The following is a 21,923-nucleotide window of genomic DNA, read 5'->3' on the forward strand; positions in this document are numbered from 1 at the left end:
CCCCCCCGGGGGGGTGCGGGCCTTCCGCAGGCGGGTCCCGACACCCCGTGTCTACTCTGGTGGGTGGAGATCCGCGTCCCCTGGTGGGAGGAGCCCGCCGTGAGCTGCTGGAGCAGGCGACTGCGCCGTACCTGGGTGGTCGTGGCGACCGCCGGGCTGCTGGCCGTACCGGCATCGGCCGCAGCGGCGTACGGGGCCGAGACCCCGAGCCCGCCGGTGTCGACGGGCCCCACCGCCGACGACACCCGGTTCCCGCAACTGACACCCGAGATCGCACGGCAGCTGGACGACGCGATCCGCAAGGTGATGCGCGAAACCCAGGTGCCCGGCGTCATCGTGGGCCTGTGGGCGCCGGGCAAGGGCCAGTACGTACGCACCTTCGGCGTGTCCGACAAGGACACCGGGAAGCCGATGTCCACCGACTTCTACTCGCGCATCGGCAGCGAGACGAAGACCTTCACGGTCACGGCCCTGCTCGAACTGGTCGACCAGCACAAGGTCGGACTCGACGACCCCATCGCCAAGTACGTCGACGGGGTCCCGAACGGCGACCACATCACCCTGCGCCAACTCGCCGGGATGCGCAGCGGGCTGTACAGCTACACCACCGACGAGACCTTCGCGAAGGACCTGTTCGCCGACCCGGAGCGCAGCTTCACCCCCCAGGAGCTGCTGGCGTACGCCTGGAAGCGCCCCGGCGTGCAGTTCCAGCCCGGCGAGCGCTTCGACTACTGCAACACCAACCTGATCCTGCTGGGACTCGTGGTGGAGAAGGTCACCGGGCGCCCGCTGCAAGACGTCATCGGACAGGACGTCGTGAAGCGCGCCGGCCTCCAGCACACCCTCTTCCCCACGAACGCCGCCTTCCCCGAGCCGCACGCCCAGGGCTACTCCGACCAGACGGCGACCGGCAAGGTCGAGAACGTGACCGACTGGAACCCCTCCTGGGGCTGGGCCGCCGGCGCGATGATCTCGAACCTGCAGGACCTGCGCCGCTGGGCCGGTGTCCTGGCCGACGGCACGCTCCTCACCCCCGCCACCCAGGCCCAGCGCCTGAAGACCGAGCCCACCGGAATCAAAGGCGCCGGATACGGACTGGGCATCTTCAACGTCCAGGGCTGGATCGGCCACAACGGCTCGCTGCCCGGCTACCAGTCGCTGACGATCCACCTGCCCGGGTCGAAGGCCACCCTCGTGTTCCTGTCGAACACCGACATCTCGCACAACGGCTTCGAACCGAGCATCCTCTTCGGGCAGGCGATCACGCAGATCGTCACCCCGGACCACGTCTTCTTCCTGCCCAAGCCCGTCTCGGAGCCGAAGCCCTCGACCCCGCCGTCGTCCTAGTGCGGTCACAGCACTAGGCGATGTGCTCGTTCTCGAGGTCGCGCTGGTAGCGCTGCTTGAGCTCCGGCATCATCTTGCGGATCATCGACGCACTGCGCGGGTGCACCACCCCGTGGCGGTCCGAGAGGTGTATGTCCACCTGCTCCGGGGTCGGGAACTGCGAGTGCTCGTCGATGTAGGCGCGGAAGACCTCGTACGCCGTCTCGGCGAACTTGATCTCGTCGATCGACGGGGGTGCCTCGGGTTCCCCGGCGGACTCCTCCGGCGCTTCCTCCCGGCGGGGGGCCGGTACCGGCAGCCCCTGCTGCGCGGGCTGCGCCTCAAGGCCCTGCCCGTAGCCCCGCTCAAGGCCCCCCTCGAAGCCCTCCGGGCCCGACGGGGGCATGACCGGGGTCGGCTCCAGGCCCTCGACGTACCGGGGGTCGTAACCGCCCTCGTACGCCGCCTGCGGTGCGAGCGGCGCCGCGAACCAGGCGCTGTTGTGCGCCGCGGGCATGGCCGTCGGGTCCACCGCGAAGGGCGCGGGGGCGTGCTGCGGCTCGGGCTGCGGCTGCGGCTCCGGCTGGGGGCCGGCCTCGGGCTGCGGCGCGTACCGCTGGTCCTGCGGCGCGGTCTCGCCCGCCGGCAGGGCCGGGGCCGGGGCCGTCTGGACCTTGACGCCCACGCCCATGACCGCCGCCGCGGCCGGGGGCAGCAGCACCGGGTCGATGCCCGCCGCCGCCAGGCCCTCGGGCGCGGTCTGGGCGAGCGGTACGCCTATCCGGGCCAGGCGCAGCGGCATCAGCGCCTCCACGGGGGCCTTGCGGCGCCAGGCCCGCCCGTACCGGGCCTGGAGGCGGGCCTGGTAGATCAGCCGGTCCTGCTCCATGGCGACGGCCTGCTCGTAGGAGCGCAGCTCCCACAGCTTCATCCGGCGCCACAGCTTGAAGGTGGGCACGGGGGAGAGCAGCCAGCGCGTGATGCGCACGCCCTCCATGTGCCGGTCCGCGGTGATGTCCGCGATGCGGCCCACCGCGTGCCGGGCCGCCTCCACCGTGACCACGAACAGGATCGGGATCACGGCGTGCATGCCGACACCCAACGGGTCCGGCCAGGCGGCCGCGCCGTTGAAGGCGATCGTCGCGATCGTCAGCAGCCACGCCGTCTGGCGCAGCAGCGGGAAGGGGATCCGGATCCACGTCAGCAGCAGGTCCAGCGCGAGCAGGACGCAGATGCCCGCGTCGATGCCGATCGGGAAGACCAGCGAGAAGCTGCCGAAGCCCTTCTGCAGGGCGAGCGAGCGGACGGCGGCGTACGAACCGGCGAAGCCGATGCCCGCGATGACGACGGCTCCGGCGACCACGACACCGATGAGTATCCGGTGGGTACGAGTCAGCTGCATCGCGGCCACCCGCGGTCCCCTCCCCTTGTCGAGCTACGGCAGGCACAGAGTACGCGCGTACGGGTGAACGGACGCCAGCGGTCCGCCCACCGCGACACCGCTACTGGGACTGGGTCGGCGAGGCCTGCTGCTCGGGCTGCTTGTGCTGGTTGGCCGCGTCCACCGAGGCCACGGTCTCCTTCGCCGCCGCGATGGCGTCCTGGAGCATCTTGCCCTGGTCCGGGGAGCCGGCGCCCTCGTAGGCGGCACCGTTGAAGTCGAGGGTGACGACCACGTTCTGGGTGCGCGCGATGACCGTGCTGTTGAGGAAGTCGCCGTCCTTCTTGGTGGTGAAGGTGATCGACGTCGCCTGGTCGCCGATGCCGCCGGCCTGCTCCGTCTTCACGTCCGAGGCGCCCTCGGTGACCTTCGCCTTCTCGACCTGCTTGGTCAGCTCGTCCTCGGCGCGCTTGTTGCCGGTGCCGACCGACGCGAGCGAGTCGTAGCGGACCAGGGAGATCGAGAGCCAGCGGTACTGCGAGCCCTGGAGGCCGCCCTCGTCCAGGCCGTTCCAGGAGCAGCTGGCGCGGCTGGCCAGGTCGTTCGACTTGGCCGACGTGCCGTTGTTGTCCTTCGCCTTCGGCACGAGCGTCTCGACGGTCTTCGTCTGGACCGCCTTGCACGGGTCCGGCAGCGTGCCGTACGCCGCCTTCTCCAGGGCGGCCGACGGCTTGGCGTTCGGCTTGGACGAAGCGGAGGAGCCGGACTTCTTGCCGCCGTCGGCGTTCGAGTCCTTGCCGGAGTCGGAAGAGCAGCCGGCGAGCGTGAGGACCACCGGGACGGCTGCGCAGGCGAGAACGCGGGTGAGGCGCGAGGCTGATCGGTGCATGGTTCCTTCAGACGTTGGGGGACTGCCTAATTCGGGCGCGGGACCGGAGCAACGGTAGCCCGACCCGGCGCCCGGCTGCTGTGCGCGCCGTCACGCAGGCCCCGTACGCCCCTGGTGACCGGCGCGGCTACTCGTTGAACCGGTCGACCAGCGCCTGCGCCAACTGCCGTGCCCTGTCCTGGGTTTCACCGCTCGGCGGGACCGTGCCGGGCAGCGACGGCTGCACGCTGTACTCGACGGTGACGAGGACATTCGAGGTACGGAACACAATCCGCACGGTGCGCGACTGTGCGGCGGTGGCGCCGGCCGCGCTGAGCTTGTCCTCCAGGTAGGCGTCGTCGCCGAGCCCCGCCAGGACGCGGGAGCCGAGCTCGACGGGTGCGGAGGGGGAGGGGGAGCCGGACGGGGTGCCGGAGGGGCTGCCGCCCTGGGCCGGGGCCGAGGAGGAGGGGGGCGGGGAGGAGGGGATCGGGGAGGTCACGACCCCAGGGAAGGGCAGGTGGGCGTCGGTGAGCCGGCGCACGTACACCTGCTTGGCCTTGTCGTCGTCGCTCGCGGCGGTCCGGTCGTAGGAGACCACCCGCTCGAAGCCGACCGACAGCAGCCGGGTGCCCTCGGGCGTCTGCGCGCTCCAGCGGCACCCCACGTTCCGGTCGCCGTCGTACGAGGCGTCCGCGGCGCCGGCGTAGAGCTGTTCGCGCTGCTGGTCGGTGAGCTCCTCGGCGGCCGGGAGCATCGTCCTGACCCGCTTGCCGTCGACGGCCTTGCAGGGCGAGGGCAGGCTGCGGTACTTGCCCGGCTGGGCGACGGCGCCCGCGTTGCCGCCGGCCTTCGCGTCGGAGGTGATCCCGACGCCGCTGCCGCTGCTGCACCCGGCGAGGCCGGCCACGAGCGCGCCGAGCATCGCGATGCCGGGCAGGACTTGCCGTACTGCCTTGCGCTGCACGTCGATTGGCTCCCCTCGGGAAAAAATGCGTTGCCGCGGTTCGGGCGCGGATGGACACAATGTCTATCGCACACGCTGGTGCTGGCGCCGGTCCTCTGTCGCTTATGGGGCCAAGAGCGAGGCTTTTTGCGTATTCAGACTTTTCTGTGGTTGACGGGGTATTGAGGCCTAAATGTCGTATGTAGAGGTGCCCGGGGCGAAGGTCCCGATCCGGATGTGGACCGCCCCGGCGTCGGTCGAGGACAGCGCGATGCAGCAGCTCCGCAACGTCGCCACCCTCCCGTGGATCAAGGGTCTGGCCGTCATGCCGGACGTCCACTACGGCAAGGGCGCGACGGTCGGCTCGGTCATCGCCATGAAGGACGCGGTCTGCCCGGCGGCGGTGGGCGTGGACATCGGCTGCGGCATGTCGGCGGTGAAGACCTCCCTGACGGCGAACGACCTGCCGGGCGACCTGTCGGGGCTCCGGTCGAAGATCGAGCGCGCGATTCCGGTGGGGGCGGGCATGCACCGCGAGGCGGTGGATCCGGCGCGGCTGTACGGGTTCCCGGAGGCGGGGTTCGGGGATTTGTGGGAGCGGTTCGACTACATCGCGGACGCGGTGAAGTTCCGGCGGGACCGGGCCATGCGGCAAATGGGAAGCCTTGGCCAAGGGAATCACTTCTGTGAGGTATGTATCGATGCGTCCGGTTCGGTGTGGCTCATGCTGCACTCGGGGTCGCGCAACATCGGGAACGAACTCGCGGATTTCCACATCAACGTCGCTCGGGGCCTCTCGCACAACCAAGGCCTCGTCGACCGTGACCTCGCGGTCTTCCTCGCGGCCACGCCGGAGATGCGGGCGTACCGCAACGACCTCTTCTGGGCGCAGGAGTACGCGAAGTACAACCGGGCCGTGATGATGAGCCTGTTCAAGGAGGTCATCCGCAAGGAGTTCCGGAAGGCGAAGGTCTCCTTCGACCACGAGATCAGCTGTCACCACAACTACGTGTCGGAAGAGCGGTACGACGGCATGGACCTGCTGGTCACCCGCAAGGGCGCGATCCGCGCCGGCAGCGGCGACCACGGGATCATCCCGGGCTCGATGGGCACGGGCTCGTACATCGTGAAGGGCCTCGGCAACGAGAAGTCCTTCAACTCGGCCTCGCACGGAGCGGGCCGGAAGATGAGCCGGACGGCCGCGAAGAAGCGGTTCTCGGCGCGGGACCTGGCGGAGCAGACCAAGGGCGTGGAGTGCCGCAAGGACTCGGGCGTCGTGGACGAGATCCCGGGCGCGTACAAGTCGATCGAGCAGGTCATCGACCAGCAGACCGACCTGGTCGAGGTCGTGGCGAAGCTCAAGCAGGTCATCTGCATCAAGGGCTGAGGCCTGCGTGCAGTCGTCCGGGGCTCTTCTGTGCCTGTTCTCAGGTCTTTCCTGTACGTAGGCGCCACAGGCGCATGGAGCAGCTCTGTGCGGTGCGGTTGAGGGCGACACCGGCTGCTGCGGGGTCGTTCAGCCGCAGCAACTCCCGGTCGTCGTTTGCGGTCCAGCGTCGTCGTGGCGGTGCGACCCTCATGTCCGCAGGTCGAACCCAAGACTGGATTGCGCCCGCATTGGCCTTCTTGTGTGCAAGGGCGAGACAGCCGTCGTAGTAGAGGTGCGCAGCGAGCTGCTGTGCCGTCTCCTTGTAGTAGCAGACGTTGTACACGCCATCCCGCTGGTTGCGGGAGATGGTGCGATCGATGCCAGTGATCTTCTTGCCGTAGTGGCACAGGTAGGCGGCGATGGCGGTGCTGGCCGAGGTCAAGGAGAGGAACGGGAAGCCTTGGGCAGTCCAGCCGAGCGATCCGTCGGCGTCGATGAGCCCACGCAGGTAGTCGACGTGTGAGAAGCCGGTGCGCGGGGGCTTGATGCTCAGCGACTTCTTGCCGTAGGGAATCCCGAGCTCGTTGACGGTGGTCCTGGCTTCGAGTGAGCAGACGGTCCAGGTCGCCGAGTGGTGATTCGCCGCGAAGTTCGTTTGTCGGACGCGTTCGGTGATGGAGCTGTAGTAGGGCGTGAGCTGCTGGAACTCGCGAAGGATGTGTATGTCCCGCGCGTTGATTTCGGCGGTGAGCCTGCCCTTTTGTCCCCGGCCCCTTGCGAGGTGCCCGTCGGCTTGGAGGAAGCCGAACATGTAGGCGTAGCGGGGGTCTTGGAGGTCCATGAAGCGCATGGGGGCGCTAGGGTCCTGATCAGCCACGAGGAAGCCCTTTTCCTTGCTGGTGAGGCCCTCGGTCGGGAGGGCCATCCCGGGCGGGGGTCGTTTGCTTTGTGATCGAACCTAGGTCTGGTCTCCGGGGGATTTCAGGGCTTCTCACACCCTTCATTCGAACGTGTGACGGAATGTGAAACGTCTCTGGCTGGGGCGGCCGGTGCGGGTGTCCGCGGGCGTGATTTCATTCGGCGGGGTTTTGATGGGTCGGTGCTGTGGGGGGATGGTTCGTGGGCGGGTTCTCGGCCGGTCGGCGGCGTGTGTGGGTGGGCGTTGTCGGGGCGGTGGTCCTCGGGGTGGGCGGGTGTACTTCCGCGAAGGGTGACGGGGAGGCGGGGGCCGTGGCCGCGGCGCCGCCGTCGCCGTCGCCCACCGCGGCGATGGTGATCGGCAAGGAGCAGGCGGAGCAGGTCTTCAACCGGTACGCGGAGGAGAGCTTCGCCGCCGAAGTGCGGCGCGACGAGGAAGCGGTCGCCAAGCTGCAGACCGGGCCGCTGCTGGAGGCGAGCCGGGCCCGTTACGCGCAGCTGAAGCAAGCGTTCCCGGTCGCGACGGAGAGTCGCTACACCCAGCCGTCGTTCCTGATTCCCGCGGAACGCGACCAGCCGGGTTACCCGCGCTCCTTCGTGGTGCTGAGCAAGTCGTCCTGGAATCCCGCCGGCCGGGAGACCGCCGTGCACTACTTTGTCCAGGAGGCGCCCGGCGGGGAGTGGAAGGCGGCCGCCGGCTCCTGGGTGAACGACGGGCCGATCAAAAAGCAGAACGAGGACACGCCTTCCCGGCATGCGGGATTCGGGACGCGCGAAAAGGAGATCGCCCCGGTCGGCCGGGATGCGGCGGGGGCCGTGACGCTGTCGCCGACCGCCGGTGCGGACCGGGAGGTGTGTGAGCGGTACGCGGAGTACATGACCTTCACCGCGCCGGACGGGGAGCCGCAGAGCGAGCACTTCGTTCCGGGCGATCTGACGACCGGGATCGTCAAGGCGTACAACGAGGCGAACGAGAACCTGGACTTCACCAGGAGGCGGTACCACTTCGAGGTGGTGGGCCAAGAGCTGCCGGTGGTGCGCCTGGTGGACGGCAAGTCCCTGGTCACCTGCTCCTACCGGCGGACGGACCACTGGTCGGGCAAGGACGCGGCGTTCCGCTACGGGACCGGCAGGTTCAGGGACGTGGACGCGCTGCTGGGCGGCGGGAACAAGTGGTGGCGGGACACGACCGTGCGGCGCAGCGTGACGGTGACCTTCGAGGTGCCGCAGGCCGGTCCCGCCGACGTGGTCGGCAGCAACTCCCGGACGGCGCCGTTGCTTTCGGCGGAAGGAACTCCCCGCTAGGGGATTGACGGCCGGAGTTGGTCTAGACCAAGGTGTGCGGCATGTGGAGATCCCGCGTGCTACTTGCCGCGTTCGCGTCGTTGTCGCTCGGTCTCGGGGTCGCCGGGGCCGCCGGGGCGGCTCCGGCCGGGGTGGGGCTGCCGCCCGTCGTCTCGCACGTGCCGACCCGGGAGAAGGTCGTCTTCATCACCGTCGACGACGGCTGGAACCACGATCTGCAGGCCGCCCGGATCCTGCTGGAGCAGCGGGTGCCGGTCTCGCTGTTCCTGCTGCCCGGGGCGGCCTCCTACGACACCGGCTACTTCACCCGGCTGATCGACGAGGGCCGGGCCACCGTCGAGAACCACACCGTCAACCATCCCGACCTGACCACCCTCGACGCGGCCGGCAAGGACGCCGAGGTGTGCGGGGCCGGTGAGCAGCTGGACGCGGTCTTCGGGAAGACGCCGAAGCTGCTGCGGCCGCCGTACGGGGCCCTGAACGACGAGGTGCGGGCCGCGGCCAAGGCGTGCGGGGTAAAGGCCCTCGTGACGTGGACGTACGACTTCACCACCTGGAGCCAGACGCCTCCGACGCCACGGCTGCGGGCCGGGGACATCGTGCTGCTGCACTTCACGCCCACGCTGGCGGCGGACCTGCAGCGGGCCCTGGACGCGGCGAGGGCCGCCGGGCTGAAGCCGGCGGCCCTCATGCCGCACCTGAAGGCGGCCGGGCTCGTCTGACGGGGCTCGTCGACCCGGGGGTCAGAGCTCGCGGTGGACCTTCGTGTTCGAGGCCTGGGCGCGGGGGCGGACCACGAGGAGGTCGATGTTGACGTGGCTGGGGCGGGTCACCGCCCAGGTGATGGTGTCGGCCACGTCGTCGGCGGAGAGGGGGTCGGGGACGCCCGCGTACACCTTCTCCGCCTTGGCCGCGTCGCCGCGGAAGCGGGTCTTGGCGAACTCCTCGGTCTTGACCATGCCCGGGGCGATCTCGATGACGCGGACGGGCTGGCCGACGATCTCCAGGCGGAGGGTCTCGGCGAGGACGCGGGCGCCGTTCTTGGCGGCGACGTAGCCGGCGCCGCCCTCGTACGTGGAGTGCCCGGCGGTGGAGGACAGGACGACGACCGTGCCGTCACCGGAGGCGGTCAGGGCCGGGAGCAGGGCCTGGGTGACGTTGAGCGTGCCGATGACGTTGACCTCGTACATGGTGCGCCAGTCGGCGGGGTCGCCGGTGGCGACGGGCTCGGCTCCGATGGCGCCGCCGGCGTTGTTGACGAGTACGTCGCAGCGCTCCAGGGAGGCGGCGAAGGCGTCGACGGCGGGGCGGTCGGTGACGTCGAGGGCGTACGCGGTCGCCTGGCGCCCGGCATCGGTGAGCTCGGCGGCGAGGGCCTCGATGCGGTCCTTGCGGCGGGCGGTGAGAACGACGTGGTAGCCGGCCGCGGCGAGCTGCCGGGCGGTGGCCGCGCCGATGCCGCTGCTCGCTCCGGTGACTACGGCGGTTCGGGTGGCCGTGCTCATGTGCGGGGCTCCTCGCTGTTGCTCGTTCGTTCGTACGGGCGATTCCTCGCCAGCATAGGTGGGGTCAGCGCCGGGGCGCGTACATGATCACGGCCATGCCCGCGAGGCAGACGAGGGCGCCGGCGACGTCCCAGCGGTCGGGCCGGTAGCCGTCGGCGGCCATGCCCCAGACGAGGGACCCGGCGACGAAGACTCCGCCGTAGGCCGCCAGGACGCGGGCGAAATCGCCCTGGGGCTGGAGGGTGGCGACGAAGCCGTAGAGGCCGAGGGCGATGACCCCGGCGCCGATCCAGGCCCAGCCCTTGTGCTCCTTCACGCCCTGCCAGACCAGCCAGGCGCCGCCGATCTCCAGGACGGCGGCGAGGACGAAGAGGGCTGCGGAGCGGGCGATCACCATGGCTTGAAGCGTACGCAGGGGGCCGGGCGGGTGCGTGCGAATGGGGGGCGGCTCGCCCTCATTCGTGTGATGGTCCGATCGGCGGACGGGTGGGCTGACTAGCGTCCGCGCGTGGAGGTGGTCGCGGTGCGCCGAGGTGTCGTACGCAGTGTGGTGGTGGCCGGGTTGCTGGTGCTGGGCGGGGCCGGGGCCGGGCCGGCCGGTGCGTCGGCCGGTGCGTCGGCCGGGCCCGAGGCCGATGTGGCGTACCACGGGCAGGTCGCCCTGGCCCACGGGCGGCTGCGGATCTGGCTGGTCCCGGAGAACGAGGGCCCGGCCGCGCTGGCGAACGCCACCCTGCGGGTGCGGCTGTCGGCCGACCTCGCGGACCGGCAGGCGCTGGCCGGGGGCTGCGCCCGGGCCGGGCTGCGCGAGGTGGTGTGCGAGACGGGGCAACTGCCGCTGCACGGGCGCGGGCGGCACGTCGGGCTCGTACTGGACCTGCGGGAGAGGGAGCCCGAGGTGGTGGTGCGGATCGACACGTGGTGGAACGGCGGAGCGACCGACCGGAACCACGCCAACAACGAGCACGTGGTGCTGGCGCTGGACACGGGCGACGCGTACGCGTTCTGAGCTGGTGCCGGCCCCGGCACTACGGCGTGGCCACGCCGCCGAATTCGGCGACGGCCTCGCCGACGATGCGCTCCAGGCGGGCGTGGTGGGCTCCGCGCCAGTACACGCGCTCGCAGTCGGCGCACTGGGCGAACACGTCGTACGAGCGGTGCGTGCCGTCCTCGAGGCGGTCGCCGACGCTGTCCTTGGTGGCCCGGCGGAGCGGGCCGTTGCAGGCGGTGCAGCGGGTCCAGGGGGCGAGGGCCGGGGCGAAGCGGCCGAGGACGTCGCGGAGTTGCTCGTCGGGGTTGTCGCTGTAGACGTACGCGCCCGCGAACAGCTCGCGGCGGCGCAGCAGTCCGCGGTCGCGGGAGAGCAGGACGCGCTGCTCGGCGGCGGAGCGGGAGGCCAGGGCCGGGTCGCCGGGGTCCTCGTTCTCGTACGCGGCGTCCACGCCGAGCAGGCGCAGGCGGCGGGCGAGGGTGCCGAGGTGGACGTCGAGGAGGAAGCGGAGCGGGGCGCCGGGGACGGCTTGGGGGCGGTCGACCCCGAACACCTCGACCGACTCGCCCGCTCGGGGGACGTACGAGAAGGGTGTCTCGGTGCCGTCGACGAGGATGTGGCCGACCTCGGTGAGCGGGACGCCGGCCGATTCGACGACGTGGCCGAGGCTGGAGGCGCCGTCGGTCGTGGTCGGTACGCGCTCGCCGCGCCGGGCGAGCGCGGCGAAGACGTGCAGTTCGGGGGCGAGGGTGAGCTGAATGCCGGGTCCGTTCACGGTGCCAGCATGCCACTGCCCGGGCGGGCGGCGCGGGTGAATTACGGGGCGGCGGGGGTGGCGGCCACGGCTTCGTCGTAGGTCTCGCGGTGTCGGTCTGCGGCCGGGTGCGGCGCCGGGTGCGGAGCGGCGGATCCGGGTGGCGGAACAGGAGGTGGCCGCGGATGGTGCGCACCTGGGGCGGCTGGTGGCCCTGGTCGACGCGGGGGCGCTCGCGCTGCGGGTCGCCGACACGTACCCCCTGGCGGAGGCGGGCCTTGCCCATGCCCGCCCGGCCAAGGGCGGCGCCCGCGGCCGAGTCGTCCCGACGATGGCCTGACGGCGGCCCCCCCCGGGGCTCCGCCCCGGACCCCGCGCCTCAAACGCCGGCGGGGCTGGATGCGGCCTGTGCCGACGGGGCTGCTCGGCGGGACCCCGCGCCGCAATCGCCGGCGGGGCTGGATGCGCCTCGGGCCGGGTGGGCCGCTCGGCCGGCCCGGACCCCGGGCCGCGTCAAACGGCGGCGGGGCCGGGTTGGGCCGTCGGCGTCAGGGCCAGACCAGGCAGTACGGCTGGTGGCCGGCTTCGTGGAGGCGGTGGGAGAAGTCCTGCCACTCGTGGAGCAGCTGGTAGACGTTGAACGCATCGCGGGGGCCGCCGCGGTCGGGGACCGTGGACCAGATGAAGGCGGCCGCGCCGACGGACTCCTCGCCGATGCCGCGCAGCGGGTCGACCACCGTCATCGGGAGTTTGACCACCGCGTAGTCGGGGTGGAGGACGACCAGTTCCAGCGGGGGCACCTTGTGCAGGGGTATGCCCTCGATGCCGGTCAGGACCATCGCGGCCACCGTCTCCGGCTTGATCTTGGTGAACAGGCCGCCCATGCCGAGCTCGTCGCCGCCCAGCTCCTCCGGCCGCATCGTCACCGGGACGCGGGCGGCGGTGGCGCCGTCGGGGGCGCCGAAGTACTTGTACGTCACGCCCATGCCGCGGCCCTTGGGGAGGCCGTCGGACTCCAGCTCGGGGCCCGCGTCGGGCTCGGCCGCGTCCGTGGCGCGGCGGCGGTGCTTGCCGCGGCGACGGGATTCACGGGCGCGCTGCGGGTCCAGGCCGTCCGTGCCCTCGCCCGGTCCACCACCGCGTTGCATATCTCCACCCGACTGGTCTTGCCTGCCCCGGCCCCGTGACCCCCGCCACGCAGCCTGATCATCATGGCAGTGACCTCCCCCCGGGCGGCGCGGTGAAACGCCCGTCCGCAAGTCAGTCGCGGCCTCTGAGACCATGGCTGGTGTGAGCTACCCGTACCCGTATGAAGCCAAAGTCTCGCAGACTCTCTTTGACCGCGCGTCCCTCGTGACGCCTGGCGGCGTGAACTCTCCCGTGCGCGCCTTCCGCGCCGTGGGCGGAACGCCCAGGTTCATGGTGTCCGGTACCGGTCCGTACCTGACCGATGCCGACGGCCGCGAGTACGTCGACCTGGTCTGCTCGTGGGGGCCGATGATCCTCGGCCACGCCCACCCGGCCGTGGTGGAGGCCATCCAGGCCGCCGTCGCCCGCGGCACCTCCTTCGGCACGCCCGGCGAGGGCGAGGTCGCGCTCGCCGAGGAGATCGTGGCGCGCATCGAGCCCGTGGAGCAGGTTCGCCTGGTGTCCTCGGGCACCGAGGCGACGATGTCCGCGATCCGGCTGGCCCGCGGGTTCACGGGCCGCGCCAAGGTGGTGAAGTTCGCCGGCTGCTACCACGGCCACGTGGACGCGCTGCTGGCCGCCGCCGGGTCGGGGCTCGCGACCTTCGCGCTGCCCGACACCCCCGGTGTGACGGGCGCGCAGGCCGCGGACACGATCGTGCTCCCCTACAACGACCTCGAAGCGGTGCGGGCGGCGTTCGCCTCGCACCCCGGTGAGATCGCCTGTGTGATCACCGAGGCCGCGCCCGGCAACATGGGCGTCGTCACCCCCGCCGAGGGCTTCAACCAGGGGCTCGCCGACCTCTGCCGCGAGAACGGCGCCCTGTACATCTCCGACGAGGTCATGACGGGCTTCCGTACGAGCCGCGCCGGCTGGTACGGGGTCGACGGGGTCAAGCCGGACCTGATGACCTTCGGCAAGGTCATGGGCGGCGGCTTCCCGGCCGCGGCCTTCGGCGGCCGCGCCGACGTCATGGGGTACCTGGCGCCCGCCGGGCCCGTGTACCAGGCGGGCACCCTGTCCGGTAACCCCGTGGCCACCGCCGCCGGTCTCGCGCAGCTACGGCTGCTGGACGGGGCGGCGTACGAGAAGGTCGACGCGGTCTCGAAGGAGATCCAGGGCCTGGTCACCGCGGCGCTCGGCAAGGAGGGCGTGGCGCACCGGGTGCAGACCGCGTCCAACATGTTCTCCGTCTTCTTCACCGAGGACGAGGTGCGCAACTACGACGAGGCCAAGAAGCAGGAGGCCTTCCGCTTCAACGGCTTCTTCCACTCGATGCTGTCGCAGGGCGTGTACCTGCCGCCGTCGGCCTTCGAGTCCTGGTTCGTGTCCACCGCCCACGACGAGCGGGCGGTCGAGCGCATCGCGGCCGCCCTGCCCGCCGCCGCCCGAGCCGCCGCGGAGGCGACCGCATGAGCGACATCACCGTTGTCCACCTGGTGCGTCACGGCGAGGTGGAGAACCCGGAGGGCGTCCTCTACGGCCGCCGCGCGGGCTACCACCTCTCCGAGCTCGGCCGCCAGATGGCCGACCGGGTCGCCGAGCACCTCCAGGGCCGGGACATCACGCACGTCGTGTCCTCCCCGCTGGAGCGGGCCCAGGAGACCGCGGCGCCGATCGCGAAGGTGCACGGCCTGGACCTGGCCACCGACGGCCGGCTGATCGAGGCGGGCAACGTCTTCGAGGGCAAGACCTTCGGTGTCGGGGACGGCGCGCTGCGCCGGCCGGAGAACTGGAAGCACCTGACGAACCCGTTCAAGCCGTCCTGGGGCGAGCCGTACGTCGAGCAGGTCGTACGGATGATGAGCGCGCTGGACACGGCGCGCGACGCGGCCCGCGGCCACGAGGCGGTGGCGGTCAGCCACCAGCTGCCGATCTGGATCGTGCGCAGCTTCGCGGAGAAGCGGCGGCTGTGGCACGACCCGCGGCGCCGGCAGTGCACGCTGGCCTCGCTGACGTCGTTCACGTACCAGGGCGACAAGCTGGTGTCGGTGGGCTACAGCGAGCCGGCGCGTGACCTGGTCCCGGCGCATCTGCTGGCGGGGGCGAAGCCGGTCAAGGGGAAGTCCAAGGCCTTCGGGGCCTGACGGTCCGTGACGCGCGCCGGTCTTGATCGACACGCTGTTACGAACCGTTACAGCTTTACCTAAATAAATACAAGTTGCGCCGGGAATCACCGTTCCAGTGTCGCGAGCCGCGAAGAATTGTCCGTTTATATGGAATTCAACGTGGGCTTCGCGAGTGACGACCGGGACGGTGACATGCGCGACTTCAGCAGGAGGGGTGTGCTGGGACTCGGACTCGGGGCTGCCGCCGCGGTGGGTATCGCGGGCTGCGGCTCCCCGGACGGGTCCGAGCCCGGCAGCCCCGGACCGATCAAGAACCCCAGGCCCGGCGAGAAGCCGGCGGCCAAGGCCATCGGCGACGGCTCCACCGCCGACACCGGCCCGCAGCCCCACCAGCCGGCCGCGCCCGTGCCGCTCCAGCCGGGGGAGACCCCGCCGCAGTTCGTGGTGTTCAGCTGGGACGGCGCCGGCGAGATCGGCAACGGCCTCTTCCCGCGCTTCCTCAAGCTGGCCAAGGACCACGGCGCGGCCATGACCTTCTTCCTCTCCGGCATCTACCTGCTGCCCGAGTCGAAGAAGGACCTCTACCACCCGCCGAACAACCCCGTCGGGGCCTCCGACATCGGGTACCTGAAGGACGAGAACGTCCGCAACACCCTCAAGTACGTGCGCGAGGCGTGGCTGGACGGGCACGAAATAGGGACCCACTTCAACGGCCACTTCTGCGGCGGCTCCGGCTCGGTGGGCCGCTGGACCCCGGACGACTGGCAGAGCGAGATCGACCAGGCCGTGGCGTTCGTCACCAACTGGCGCACCAACACCGGCTTCACCGATCTCGAACCGCTGCCCTTCGACTACCGCAAGGAGCTGACCGGGGCCCGCACCCCCTGCCTGCTCGGCCAGGACAACCTGCTGCCGACCGCCAAGAAGCTCGGCTGGCGCTACGACGCCTCCTCGCCCGGCGGCCTCCAGCAGTGGCCGGTGCGCAGGGCCGGGATCTGGGACCTGCCGCTCCAGGCGCTGCCCTTCCCCGGGCACTCCTTCGAGGTGCTGTCGATGGACTACAACATCCTCGCCAACCAGTCCAAGAGCACCACCAAAGGCGTCCCGTCCAACTACCCGGCCTGGCGCACCCAGGCCACGGCCTCCTACCTCGGCGGCTTCAAGCGGGCGTACGAGACCAACCGCGCGCCGCTGTTCATCGGCAACCACTTCGAGGAATGGAACGGCGGCATCTACATGGACGCCGTCGAGGAAGCCCTGAAGAGCATGTCGGACAAAAAGGACGTACGGCTCGTGTCCTTCCGGCAGTTCACCGACTGGCTCGACGTCCAGGACGGCAGGATCCTCACCAAGCTGCGCGAGCTCGCGCCGGGCCAGTCGCCGACCGGTGGCTGGCACACGTATCTCGCGTAGCGCCCTGCTGTGGCTGACCAGCGGCTTAACACACCGTCGGGGGGCGCGGAAGATCCGCAAATCGCTCATGCGAAACTTTTCACATGAGCCTTAGCCGCGCCCGTGCCCGTCGAAGTAGCCGCCGCTCGCCCAGCGGCCGTGCCGCCCTGCTGACCGCGGTGGCCCTCGCGAGCGCCCTGACCCTCACGGCGTGCGGTGACTCCGCCGGCAAATCCTCCGGCTCCGCCGGCGGCAACTACGTGACGGGCCCCGGCGGCATCTCCACCGTCGCCAAGGGCGAGCGGGACGAGGCGCCCAAGCTCGACGGCGAGACCGTCGACGGAAAGTCCCTCGACACCACCGCCCTCAAGGGCAAGGTCGTCGTCCTGAACGTCTGGGGCTCCTGGTGCCCGCCGTGCCGCGCCGAGGCGCCGTACTTCGCGAAGGTGTCGAAGGAGCTCGCCGACGCGGGCAAGGACGTGGCCTTCGTCGGCCTCAACACCCGCGACAACAGCAAGCAGAACGCGGCCTCCTTCGAAGAGAACTTCCAGATCACGTACCCGAGCCTCTACGACCCCGACGGCAAGCTGATGCTCCGCTTCCCCAAGGGCACGCTCAACGCGCAGTCCATCCCCTCCACGATCGTCCTCGACAAGGAGGGCAAGATCGCCGCCCGCACCCTTGCCGCGGTCAACGCGGAGCAGCTGCACAAGATGATCGACCCGCTCCTCGCGGAGCAGTGACCTCGTGGTCGAGTACGTCCTCGCCGCCGAGGCGACCGGTGTGAACGAGACCGTCCTCAACGGGGCGCTGCTGGTCTCGCTGCCGATCGCGCTGCTCGCCGGGCTGGTCTCGTTCTTCTCCCCCTGCGTGCTGCCGCTCGTCCCCGGTTACATCTCGTACGTGACCGGCGTGGGCGGGGCCGACCTCGCCGAGGCGCGGCGCGGCCGGATGCTGGCGGGGGCGAGCCTGTTCGTCGCGGGCTTCACGGCCGTCTTCGTCTCGACCGGGGCGCTGTTCGGGCAGTTCGGGAACACCCTCTCGCTGCACAAGGAGATCATCTCCCAGGTCATGGGCGGGCTGGTGATCCTGCTCGGGCTGTTCTTCATGGGCGCGATCCCCGGTCTGACGATGCGGGAGTTCCGCTTCCACAAGAAGCCGACGGCGGGCCTGATCGGTGCTCCGCTGCTCGGTGTGCTCTTCGGCGTCGGCTGGACCCCCTGCATGGGGCCGACCCTCGCCGCCGTCAACACGCTCTCCCTCGACCAGGCGAGCGCCGGCCGGGGCGCGCTGCTGATGGTCGGCTACTGCGTGGGGCTGGGCCTGCCCTTCATCCTCACCGCGGTCGCCTTCCGCAAGGCGCTCGGTGCGTTCGGCTGGGTGAAGAAGCACTATGCGTGGGTGATGCGCATCGGTGGCGGCATGCTGATCCTGACCGGTCTGCTGCTCGTCACAGGTTGGTGGGGCACCCTCATCAGCGAAACGCAGAGCTGGACCCAGGGCTTCACGGTGGGGATCTGAGGACTTAAGCAATGAGTACGACCGACAAGGCGTCCACCGAGGCGCCGCATTCCGAATCCGCCGTGGACACAGCCGCGGCCGACGCCGAGGCGACCGCCGAAGCCACCGCCGACGCGGCGGCCGGCGCGCAGCTGTCGACCGCCCCGCTGGAGGACAGCCCCACCGGGCCGGCCGTCGGCATCGGCGTGATCGGCTGGGCCCGCTGGTTCTGGCGCCAGCTCACCTCCATGCGGGTGGCGCTGATCCTGCTCTTCCTGCTGTCCCTGGGCGCCATCCCCGGATCCCTCGTCCCGCAGACCCAGGTCGACGCGATGAAGGTCGCGGAGTGGAAGAGGACCCACGAGTTCTGGGTGCCGCTCGCCGAGAAGCTCCAGCTCTTCGACGTCTACAGCTCGGTGTGGTTCTCCGCGATCTACATCCTGCTGTTCGTGTCGCTGATCGGCTGCATCGTGCCGCGCACCTGGCAGTTCGTCGGCCAGCTCACCGGCCGCCCGCCCGGCGCCCCCAAGCGGCTGGACCGGCTGCCCGCGTACACGACCTGGCGTACGGAGAAGTCCCCGCAGGAGGTGCTCGCGCACGCGAAGACGCTCCTGGGCGACCGCCGATTCCGCACGGAGCCGGGCGGGAACTCGGTCGCCGCCGAGAAGGGCTATCTGCGCGAGGCCGGGAACCTGGCCTTCCACATCGCCCTGATCGTGCTGCTGGTGGCCTTCGCCACCGGTCAGCTCTTCAAGTCCGAGGGCGGCAAGCTCGTCCTGCGCGGCAAGGGCTTCTCGAACACGCTCACCCAGTACGACGACTTCAAGCACGGCAGCCTCTTCAGCTCCGACGACCTGCCGCCCTTCTCCTTCACGCTCGACAAGTTCGACGCCACGTACGAGAAGAGCGGCCCGCAGAAGGGCACCCCGCGCGACTTCAAGGCGTACGTCACCTTCAGCGACGGCGCGGACGGCACGCCGCAGAAGCGCGAGATCCAGGTCAACAAGCCCCTGGAGGTCGACGGCTCCAAGGTCTACCTGCTCGGCCACGGCTACGCGCCGGTCATCTCGGTGACCGACCCCAGCGGCAAGGTGGTCTACCGGGACGCCGTGCCGATGCTGCCCCAGGACGCGAACCTCACCTCGGCCGGCGCCGTCAAGGTCGCGGACGGCTACCGGAACAAGAGCGGCGAGAAGGAGCAGCTCGGCTTCTCCGCCCGGTTCGTGCCGACCTTCGCCGGCAAGGGCCAGGGCACGATGCTCTCGCAGTTCCCGGCGGCGGACTTCCCGGTGCTCGCCCTCAACGCGTTCCACGGCAGCCTCGGCGTCGACGCGGGACTGCCGCAGAACGTGTACCAGCTGGACACGGCCAAGATGCAGCAGTTCAAGAAGGAGAACGGCGATCCGTTCTCGCAGCTGCTGCAGCCGGGCGAGACGATGACCCTGCCGGACGGCGCGGGCACCGTGAAGTTCGAAGGCATCGAGCGATGGGCCACCTTCTCGATCACCCGGCAGCCCGGCAGCGGGCTCGCGCTCGCGGGCGCGGTGGCGGCCATCGGGGGCCTGGCCGCATCCCTGTTCATCCAGCGCCGCCGGATCTGGGTCCGCGCGGTGTCCGGCAAGGACGGAGTGACCGTCATCGAGATGGCGGGCCTCGGTCGAAGCGAGTCCGCCCGGCTCTCGGAAGAGCTGACGCTGCTCGCCGTCGCGCTCAACCAGCAGGCGCCCATGGCGCCTGATCCTGTCGAAGAAACCGTTGAAGGGGAGCGCGGATGACGCCGCTCGCAGCCGCAGCCAACGAGAACCTGGCGCACATCAGCAATGTGCTGATCTATTCGTCGATGGCGGTCTACACGCTCGCATTCCTCGCGCACATCGCCGAGTGGATCTTCGGCAGCCGCAGCAAGGTGGGCCGTACGGCCGCCGCGCTGACCGGCGCCAAGACGGCCGACGCCCCCGCCGTGCAGGTGCGGGCGAAGGGCGGGAGCACCGCCGTCCTGGACAAGCCCAAGGTCGTCACGCGCTCGGCCTCCGGCACCCGCGACGTCCCGGACGGTCCCGGCGCGGCCGGCGGCACCGTCCAGGGCGACCTGTACGGGCGGATCGCGGTCTCGCTGACCGCGCTGGCCTTCCTCATCGAGGCGGGCGGCGTCCTCGCCCGCGCGCTGTCGGTGAACCGGGCCCCCTGGGGCAACATGTACGAGTTCTCGCTCACCTTCTCCACGGTGGCCGTCGGCGCGTACCTGATCCTGCTGGCGCTGAAGAAGAACGTCCGCTGGATGGGCCTGATCCTGGTCACCACCGTCCTGCTGGACCTCGGCATCGCCACCACCTGGCTCTACACCGACAGTGACCAGCTGGTGCCCGCGCTGCACTCGTACTGGCTGTGGATCCACGTCTCGACCGCGATCATCTGCGGCGCCGTCTTCTACATCGGGGCGACCGGCACGGTCCTGTACCTCTTCCGCGACGGGTACGAGTCCAAGCTCGCGCGCGGCGGCAAGCCCGGCCGGTTCGCGACCTCGGTCATGGAGCGGCTGCCGGCGGCGGCCACGCTCGACAAGTTCTCGTACCGGATCAACGCGGCCTTCTTCCCGCTGTGGACCTTCACGATCATCGCGGGCGCGATCTGGGCCGGCGACGCCTGGGGCCGCTACTGGGGCTGGGACCCCAAGGAGGTCTGGTCCTTCGTGACGTGGGTGGCGTACGCCTGCTACCTGCACGCGCGGGCCACCGCCGGCTGGAAGGGCCGCAAGGCCGCGTACCTCGCGCTCTTCGCCTTCGCCTGCTGGATCTGGAACTACTACGGCGTGAACATCCTGCTCAACGGCAAGCACTCGTACGCGGGCGTCTGACCGGCGGGAGTGGGACGCTGGTGTCATGCCTCCTGTGAGTCAGGGCACCAGCGAGAGCCCCCTCGGCCGTCACGGTGGGGGTGACGGTGGCGGCGAGGACCGCTGGCTGCTGCGTTTCGAACCGCACCTGCCGTACGCCTACGAGGCCCTGTGGCCCGCCCTCTCCACGGCGGACGGGCTGCGCGGCTGGCTGGCGACGGCCGAGGTGCTGCAACGGCGCCTCGGCGGGGCCGTCACGCTGCGCCGGCTGAACACCGGCGCCACGGTGACCGGGCGGATCACGGCCTGGGACACCGAACGGGTCGTGGAGTACACGGTGAGCGAGCAGGGGCGGATCCGCTTCCATCTGGAGCCGGTGGGGACGGACTCCACGGTCGTGCGCTTCGTCAACGAGCGCGGCGGGACGGAGGCGGACCGCCTCGACAGCCTCGCCGGCTGGCACCACCACTTCGAGCTGCTGGAATCCGCCCTGGCGGGCAGCCCGGCGGGCGCCCCGGCGGACCGGCCCCTGTGGAACGACGCCCGCTGGGCGGAGCTGCGCGAGGCGTACGCGGCCGCCGCGGTGGCGGCAGCCGCCAGGGCGTAGCCGCCCTGGCGCCCGGCGTCACCCGCCGCCCGTCACCACACGGGCCGCAGGGCGGGCAGCTCCCCGTCGCCGTTCAGTGTCCGCACGAGCCGGGCGAGCTCCGCGCGCAGGACGGGCAGGTCGACGTCGCGGCCGAGTTCCGCCTCCAGGGCGTGCAGGATCCGCCCCGCGGCCGCCAGGTGGTCGGTCGCCGACCGGGTCAGTACGACCAGCTTGCGGCGGCCGCCCTCGGGGTGCGGCTCGCGGCGGACGTAGCCGCGCTTCTCCAGGTCGTCCACGATCTGTCCGGCGGCCTGCTTGGTCACCCCGAGCCGTTCCGCGAGCTCGGTGGCGGTGGCGCCGGGGCCCTTGAGGGCCTGGAAGGCCATGCCGTGCAGGGGCCGCAGGCCGTCGTCGTGGCCGGTTTCCTCGAGGCGGCGGGTGAACTCGCCGAGCAGCAGTTGGAAGCCGAGGCCGAGCAGGAAGCCCAGCTCGATGCCGTCGTCGCTTTGGTGGTGGGTCACGGAAACATGGTGACACGAATGAGTCAACGTGCTTTACTCACCGCAAGTAAAGCTACTTGACTCACTCGGCCGAGAAAGCGAAGGACCCGTCTTGCGCGTCATCACCCCGTCCCCCGAGCACGTCATCACCACCCCGAACGCGACCATGACCGGCCTCGCCGCCCCCAGCCGGGGCAGCGCGGAACTGAGCACCTGGCACGTCGCCATCGCCGCCGGGATCACCGGCCCCGAACACTCCGTCAGCCGCGAGCAGGTCTGGACGGTCACCGCCGGCGCCCTGCACGTCACCTGCGACGGCCGCACCGAGAAGGCCGCCGCCGGCCAGGTGCTGGTCCTGCCGCCCGACGTACTGCGCCACGTCCACGCCGTCGAGGACAGCGAGGCGTACGTCGCCATGCGCGCCGACGGCGTCGTCAGCGTCCCGGGAACCGAAGGGACCCGGGTGCTGCCCTGGACGCAGTAGGCGCA

General features: G+C 70.8%; 24 protein-coding genes. 15 read left to right on the forward strand and 9 right to left on the reverse strand.

The features are described 5' to 3' along the window. Positions 1–63 precede the first annotated feature (63 nt). On the forward strand, positions 64–1,347 hold the full coding sequence (locus ACFWBF_RS00005) for a serine hydrolase domain-containing protein (RefSeq protein ID WP_385592611.1): 1,284 nt from the start codon (positions 64–66) through the stop codon (positions 1,345–1,347). Between the two features lie 13 nt (positions 1,348–1,360). Here ACFWBF_RS00005 and ACFWBF_RS00010 read toward each other — a convergent pair whose 3' ends face one another. The 3 genes from ACFWBF_RS00010 to ACFWBF_RS00020 form a co-directional block, all read right to left on the reverse strand. Next, on the reverse strand, positions 1,361–2,737 hold the full coding sequence (locus tag ACFWBF_RS00010) for a DUF2637 domain-containing protein (RefSeq protein WP_385592615.1): 1,377 nt from the start codon (positions 2,735–2,737) through the stop codon (positions 1,361–1,363). A 91-nt stretch (positions 2,738–2,828) separates the two neighbouring features. Next, positions 2,829–3,596: a DUF3558 family protein gene (locus ACFWBF_RS00015; RefSeq protein WP_385592618.1), complete on the reverse strand. Its 768-nt coding sequence runs from the start codon at positions 3,594–3,596 to the stop codon at positions 2,829–2,831. 127 nt (positions 3,597–3,723) lie between these two features. Next, entirely contained in the window at positions 3,724–4,542 is an 819-nt protein-coding gene (locus ACFWBF_RS00020; protein ID WP_385592621.1) for a DUF3558 domain-containing protein, read from the reverse strand. A gap of 172 nt (positions 4,543–4,714) precedes the next feature. Here ACFWBF_RS00020 and ACFWBF_RS00025 point away from each other — a divergent pair, with 172 nt between their 5' ends. Next, a complete protein-coding gene (locus ACFWBF_RS00025; protein ID WP_385592624.1) occupies positions 4,715–5,908 on the forward strand; it encodes an RtcB family protein in 1,194 nt (397 codons plus the stop codon). A 40-nt stretch (positions 5,909–5,948) separates the two neighbouring features. Here the strand turns inward: ACFWBF_RS00025 and ACFWBF_RS00030 are convergent, their stop codons facing one another. Beyond that, entirely contained in the window at positions 5,949–6,815 is an 867-nt protein-coding gene (locus ACFWBF_RS00030) for an LAGLIDADG family homing endonuclease (RefSeq protein ID WP_385592626.1), read from the reverse strand. A gap of 305 nt (positions 6,816–7,120) precedes the next feature. Here ACFWBF_RS00030 and ACFWBF_RS00035 point away from each other — a divergent pair, with 305 nt between their 5' ends. Further along, positions 7,121–8,113, forward strand: coding sequence for a hypothetical protein (locus ACFWBF_RS00035; RefSeq protein WP_385592629.1), 993 nt, complete (start codon positions 7,121–7,123; stop codon positions 8,111–8,113). Positions 8,114–8,154: 41 nt separating this feature from the next. Next, positions 8,155–8,835, forward strand: a complete 681-nt coding sequence (locus ACFWBF_RS00040) for a polysaccharide deacetylase family protein (protein ID WP_385592632.1) — start codon at positions 8,155–8,157, stop codon at positions 8,833–8,835. Between the two features lie 21 nt (positions 8,836–8,856). Here ACFWBF_RS00040 and ACFWBF_RS00045 read toward each other — a convergent pair whose 3' ends face one another. Further along, complete coding sequence (locus tag ACFWBF_RS00045; protein ID WP_385592635.1) at positions 8,857–9,618, reverse strand: SDR family oxidoreductase; 762 nt, start codon at positions 9,616–9,618, stop codon at positions 8,857–8,859. A gap of 64 nt (positions 9,619–9,682) precedes the next feature. Continuing rightward, entirely contained in the window at positions 9,683–10,015 is a 333-nt protein-coding gene (locus tag ACFWBF_RS00050) for a YnfA family protein (protein WP_385592638.1), read from the reverse strand. A 111-nt stretch (positions 10,016–10,126) separates the two neighbouring features. On the opposite strand from ACFWBF_RS00050, the gene ACFWBF_RS00055 reads away from it, so the two are divergent. Further along, positions 10,127–10,627 (forward strand): hypothetical protein, encoded by a 501-nt coding sequence (locus ACFWBF_RS00055; RefSeq protein ID WP_385592640.1) that lies wholly within the window; start codon positions 10,127–10,129, stop codon positions 10,625–10,627. A gap of 19 nt (positions 10,628–10,646) precedes the next feature. Here ACFWBF_RS00055 and ACFWBF_RS00060 read toward each other — a convergent pair whose 3' ends face one another. After that, positions 10,647–11,384 carry a Mut7-C RNAse domain-containing protein gene (locus ACFWBF_RS00060; RefSeq protein ID WP_385592643.1) on the reverse strand — a complete coding sequence of 246 codons (738 nt, stop codon included), beginning with the start codon at positions 11,382–11,384 and terminating at the stop codon, positions 10,647–10,649. A 139-nt stretch (positions 11,385–11,523) separates the two neighbouring features. Here ACFWBF_RS00060 and ACFWBF_RS00065 point away from each other — a divergent pair, with 139 nt between their 5' ends. Beyond that, positions 11,524–11,703 carry a zinc-binding dehydrogenase gene (locus ACFWBF_RS00065; protein ID WP_385592646.1) on the forward strand — a complete coding sequence of 60 codons (180 nt, stop codon included), beginning with the start codon at positions 11,524–11,526 and terminating at the stop codon, positions 11,701–11,703. 208 nt (positions 11,704–11,911) lie between these two features. Here ACFWBF_RS00065 and ACFWBF_RS00070 read toward each other — a convergent pair whose 3' ends face one another. Further along, the gene (locus ACFWBF_RS00070; RefSeq protein WP_030161262.1) at positions 11,912–12,349 is read right to left on the reverse strand and encodes a hypothetical protein; all 438 of its coding nucleotides are present in this window, start codon (positions 12,347–12,349) and stop codon (positions 11,912–11,914) included. Positions 12,350–12,644: 295 nt separating this feature from the next. Between ACFWBF_RS00070 and hemL the strand changes: the two genes are divergently transcribed. The 8 genes from hemL (at position 12,645) to ACFWBF_RS00110 (ending at position 20,952) form a co-directional block, all read left to right on the forward strand. Then, positions 12,645–13,967: a glutamate-1-semialdehyde 2,1-aminomutase gene (gene hemL / locus ACFWBF_RS00075; RefSeq protein WP_385592648.1), complete on the forward strand. Its 1,323-nt coding sequence runs from the start codon at positions 12,645–12,647 to the stop codon at positions 13,965–13,967. After that, positions 13,964–14,638 (forward strand): histidine phosphatase family protein, encoded by a 675-nt coding sequence (locus ACFWBF_RS00080; protein ID WP_385228393.1) that lies wholly within the window; start codon positions 13,964–13,966, stop codon positions 14,636–14,638. The genes hemL and ACFWBF_RS00080 overlap by 4 nt, the downstream gene beginning before the upstream one ends. A gap of 174 nt (positions 14,639–14,812) precedes the next feature. Then, positions 14,813–16,033: a hypothetical protein gene (locus ACFWBF_RS00085; RefSeq protein WP_385593196.1), complete on the forward strand. Its 1,221-nt coding sequence runs from the start codon at positions 14,813–14,815 to the stop codon at positions 16,031–16,033. An 83-nt stretch (positions 16,034–16,116) separates the two neighbouring features. Next, positions 16,117–16,755: a TlpA family protein disulfide reductase gene (locus ACFWBF_RS00090; protein ID WP_385592651.1), complete on the forward strand. Its 639-nt coding sequence runs from the start codon at positions 16,117–16,119 to the stop codon at positions 16,753–16,755. Between the two features lie 4 nt (positions 16,756–16,759). Beyond that, the gene (locus ACFWBF_RS00095; protein WP_385228387.1) at positions 16,760–17,533 is read left to right on the forward strand and encodes a cytochrome c biogenesis CcdA family protein; all 774 of its coding nucleotides are present in this window, start codon (positions 16,760–16,762) and stop codon (positions 17,531–17,533) included. Positions 17,534–17,544: 11 nt separating this feature from the next. After that, on the forward strand, positions 17,545–19,287 hold the full coding sequence (locus ACFWBF_RS00100) for a cytochrome c biogenesis protein ResB (RefSeq protein WP_385592654.1): 1,743 nt from the start codon (positions 17,545–17,547) through the stop codon (positions 19,285–19,287). Further along, positions 19,284–20,366 carry a c-type cytochrome biogenesis protein CcsB gene (gene ccsB, locus ACFWBF_RS00105; RefSeq protein ID WP_385228381.1) on the forward strand — a complete coding sequence of 361 codons (1,083 nt, stop codon included), beginning with the start codon at positions 19,284–19,286 and terminating at the stop codon, positions 20,364–20,366. Before ACFWBF_RS00100 ends, ccsB begins: the two co-directional genes overlap by 4 nt. 25 nt (positions 20,367–20,391) lie before the next feature. Further along, the gene (locus ACFWBF_RS00110) at positions 20,392–20,952 is read left to right on the forward strand and encodes an SRPBCC domain-containing protein (protein WP_385592657.1); all 561 of its coding nucleotides are present in this window, start codon (positions 20,392–20,394) and stop codon (positions 20,950–20,952) included. A 32-nt stretch (positions 20,953–20,984) separates the two neighbouring features. Here ACFWBF_RS00110 and ACFWBF_RS00115 read toward each other — a convergent pair whose 3' ends face one another. Further along, positions 20,985–21,455 (reverse strand): MarR family winged helix-turn-helix transcriptional regulator, encoded by a 471-nt coding sequence (locus tag ACFWBF_RS00115; RefSeq protein WP_385592660.1) that lies wholly within the window; start codon positions 21,453–21,455, stop codon positions 20,985–20,987. A 91-nt stretch (positions 21,456–21,546) separates the two neighbouring features. On the opposite strand from ACFWBF_RS00115, the gene ACFWBF_RS00120 reads away from it, so the two are divergent. Then, positions 21,547–21,918, forward strand: coding sequence for a cupin domain-containing protein (locus ACFWBF_RS00120; protein WP_385592663.1), 372 nt, complete (start codon positions 21,547–21,549; stop codon positions 21,916–21,918). Positions 21,919–21,923: the final 5 nt, after the last annotated feature.

This window comes from Streptomyces sp. NPDC060028, assembly GCF_042736725.1.
Lineage (GTDB): Bacteria > Actinomycetota > Actinomycetes > Streptomycetales > Streptomycetaceae > Streptomyces.

Excerpts from the sequence above, each read along its gene's own strand:
- ACFWBF_RS00030 (WP_385592626.1), bottom strand. The coding sequence starts at position 6,815 with ATGGCCCTCCCGACCGAGGGCCTCACCAGCAAGGAAAAGGGCTTCCTC.
- ACFWBF_RS00080 (WP_385228393.1), top strand. The coding sequence starts at position 13,964 with ATGAGCGACATCACCGTTGTCCACCTGGTGCGTCACGGCGAGGTGGAG.
- ACFWBF_RS00110 (WP_385592657.1), top strand. The coding sequence starts at position 20,392 with ATGCCTCCTGTGAGTCAGGGCACCAGCGAGAGCCCCCTCGGCCGTCAC.
- ACFWBF_RS00050 (WP_385592638.1), bottom strand. The coding sequence starts at position 10,015 with ATGGTGATCGCCCGCTCCGCAGCCCTCTTCGTCCTCGCCGCCGTCCTG.
- ACFWBF_RS00045 (WP_385592635.1), bottom strand. The coding sequence starts at position 9,618 with ATGAGCACGGCCACCCGAACCGCCGTAGTCACCGGAGCGAGCAGCGGC.
- ACFWBF_RS00070 (WP_030161262.1), bottom strand. The coding sequence starts at position 12,349 with ATGGGCGTGACGTACAAGTACTTCGGCGCCCCCGACGGCGCCACCGCC.
- ACFWBF_RS00100 (WP_385592654.1), top strand. The coding sequence starts at position 17,545 with ATGAGTACGACCGACAAGGCGTCCACCGAGGCGCCGCATTCCGAATCC.
- ACFWBF_RS00090 (WP_385592651.1), top strand. The coding sequence starts at position 16,117 with ATGAGCCTTAGCCGCGCCCGTGCCCGTCGAAGTAGCCGCCGCTCGCCC.
- ccsB (WP_385228381.1), top strand. The coding sequence starts at position 19,284 with ATGACGCCGCTCGCAGCCGCAGCCAACGAGAACCTGGCGCACATCAGC.
- ACFWBF_RS00025 (WP_385592624.1), top strand. The coding sequence starts at position 4,715 with ATGTCGTATGTAGAGGTGCCCGGGGCGAAGGTCCCGATCCGGATGTGG.
- hemL (WP_385592648.1), top strand. The coding sequence starts at position 12,645 with ATGGCTGGTGTGAGCTACCCGTACCCGTATGAAGCCAAAGTCTCGCAG.
- ACFWBF_RS00085 (WP_385593196.1), top strand. The coding sequence starts at position 14,813 with ATGCGCGACTTCAGCAGGAGGGGTGTGCTGGGACTCGGACTCGGGGCT.
- ACFWBF_RS00040 (WP_385592632.1), top strand. The coding sequence starts at position 8,155 with ATGTGGAGATCCCGCGTGCTACTTGCCGCGTTCGCGTCGTTGTCGCTC.
- ACFWBF_RS00015 (WP_385592618.1), bottom strand. The coding sequence starts at position 3,596 with ATGCACCGATCAGCCTCGCGCCTCACCCGCGTTCTCGCCTGCGCAGCC.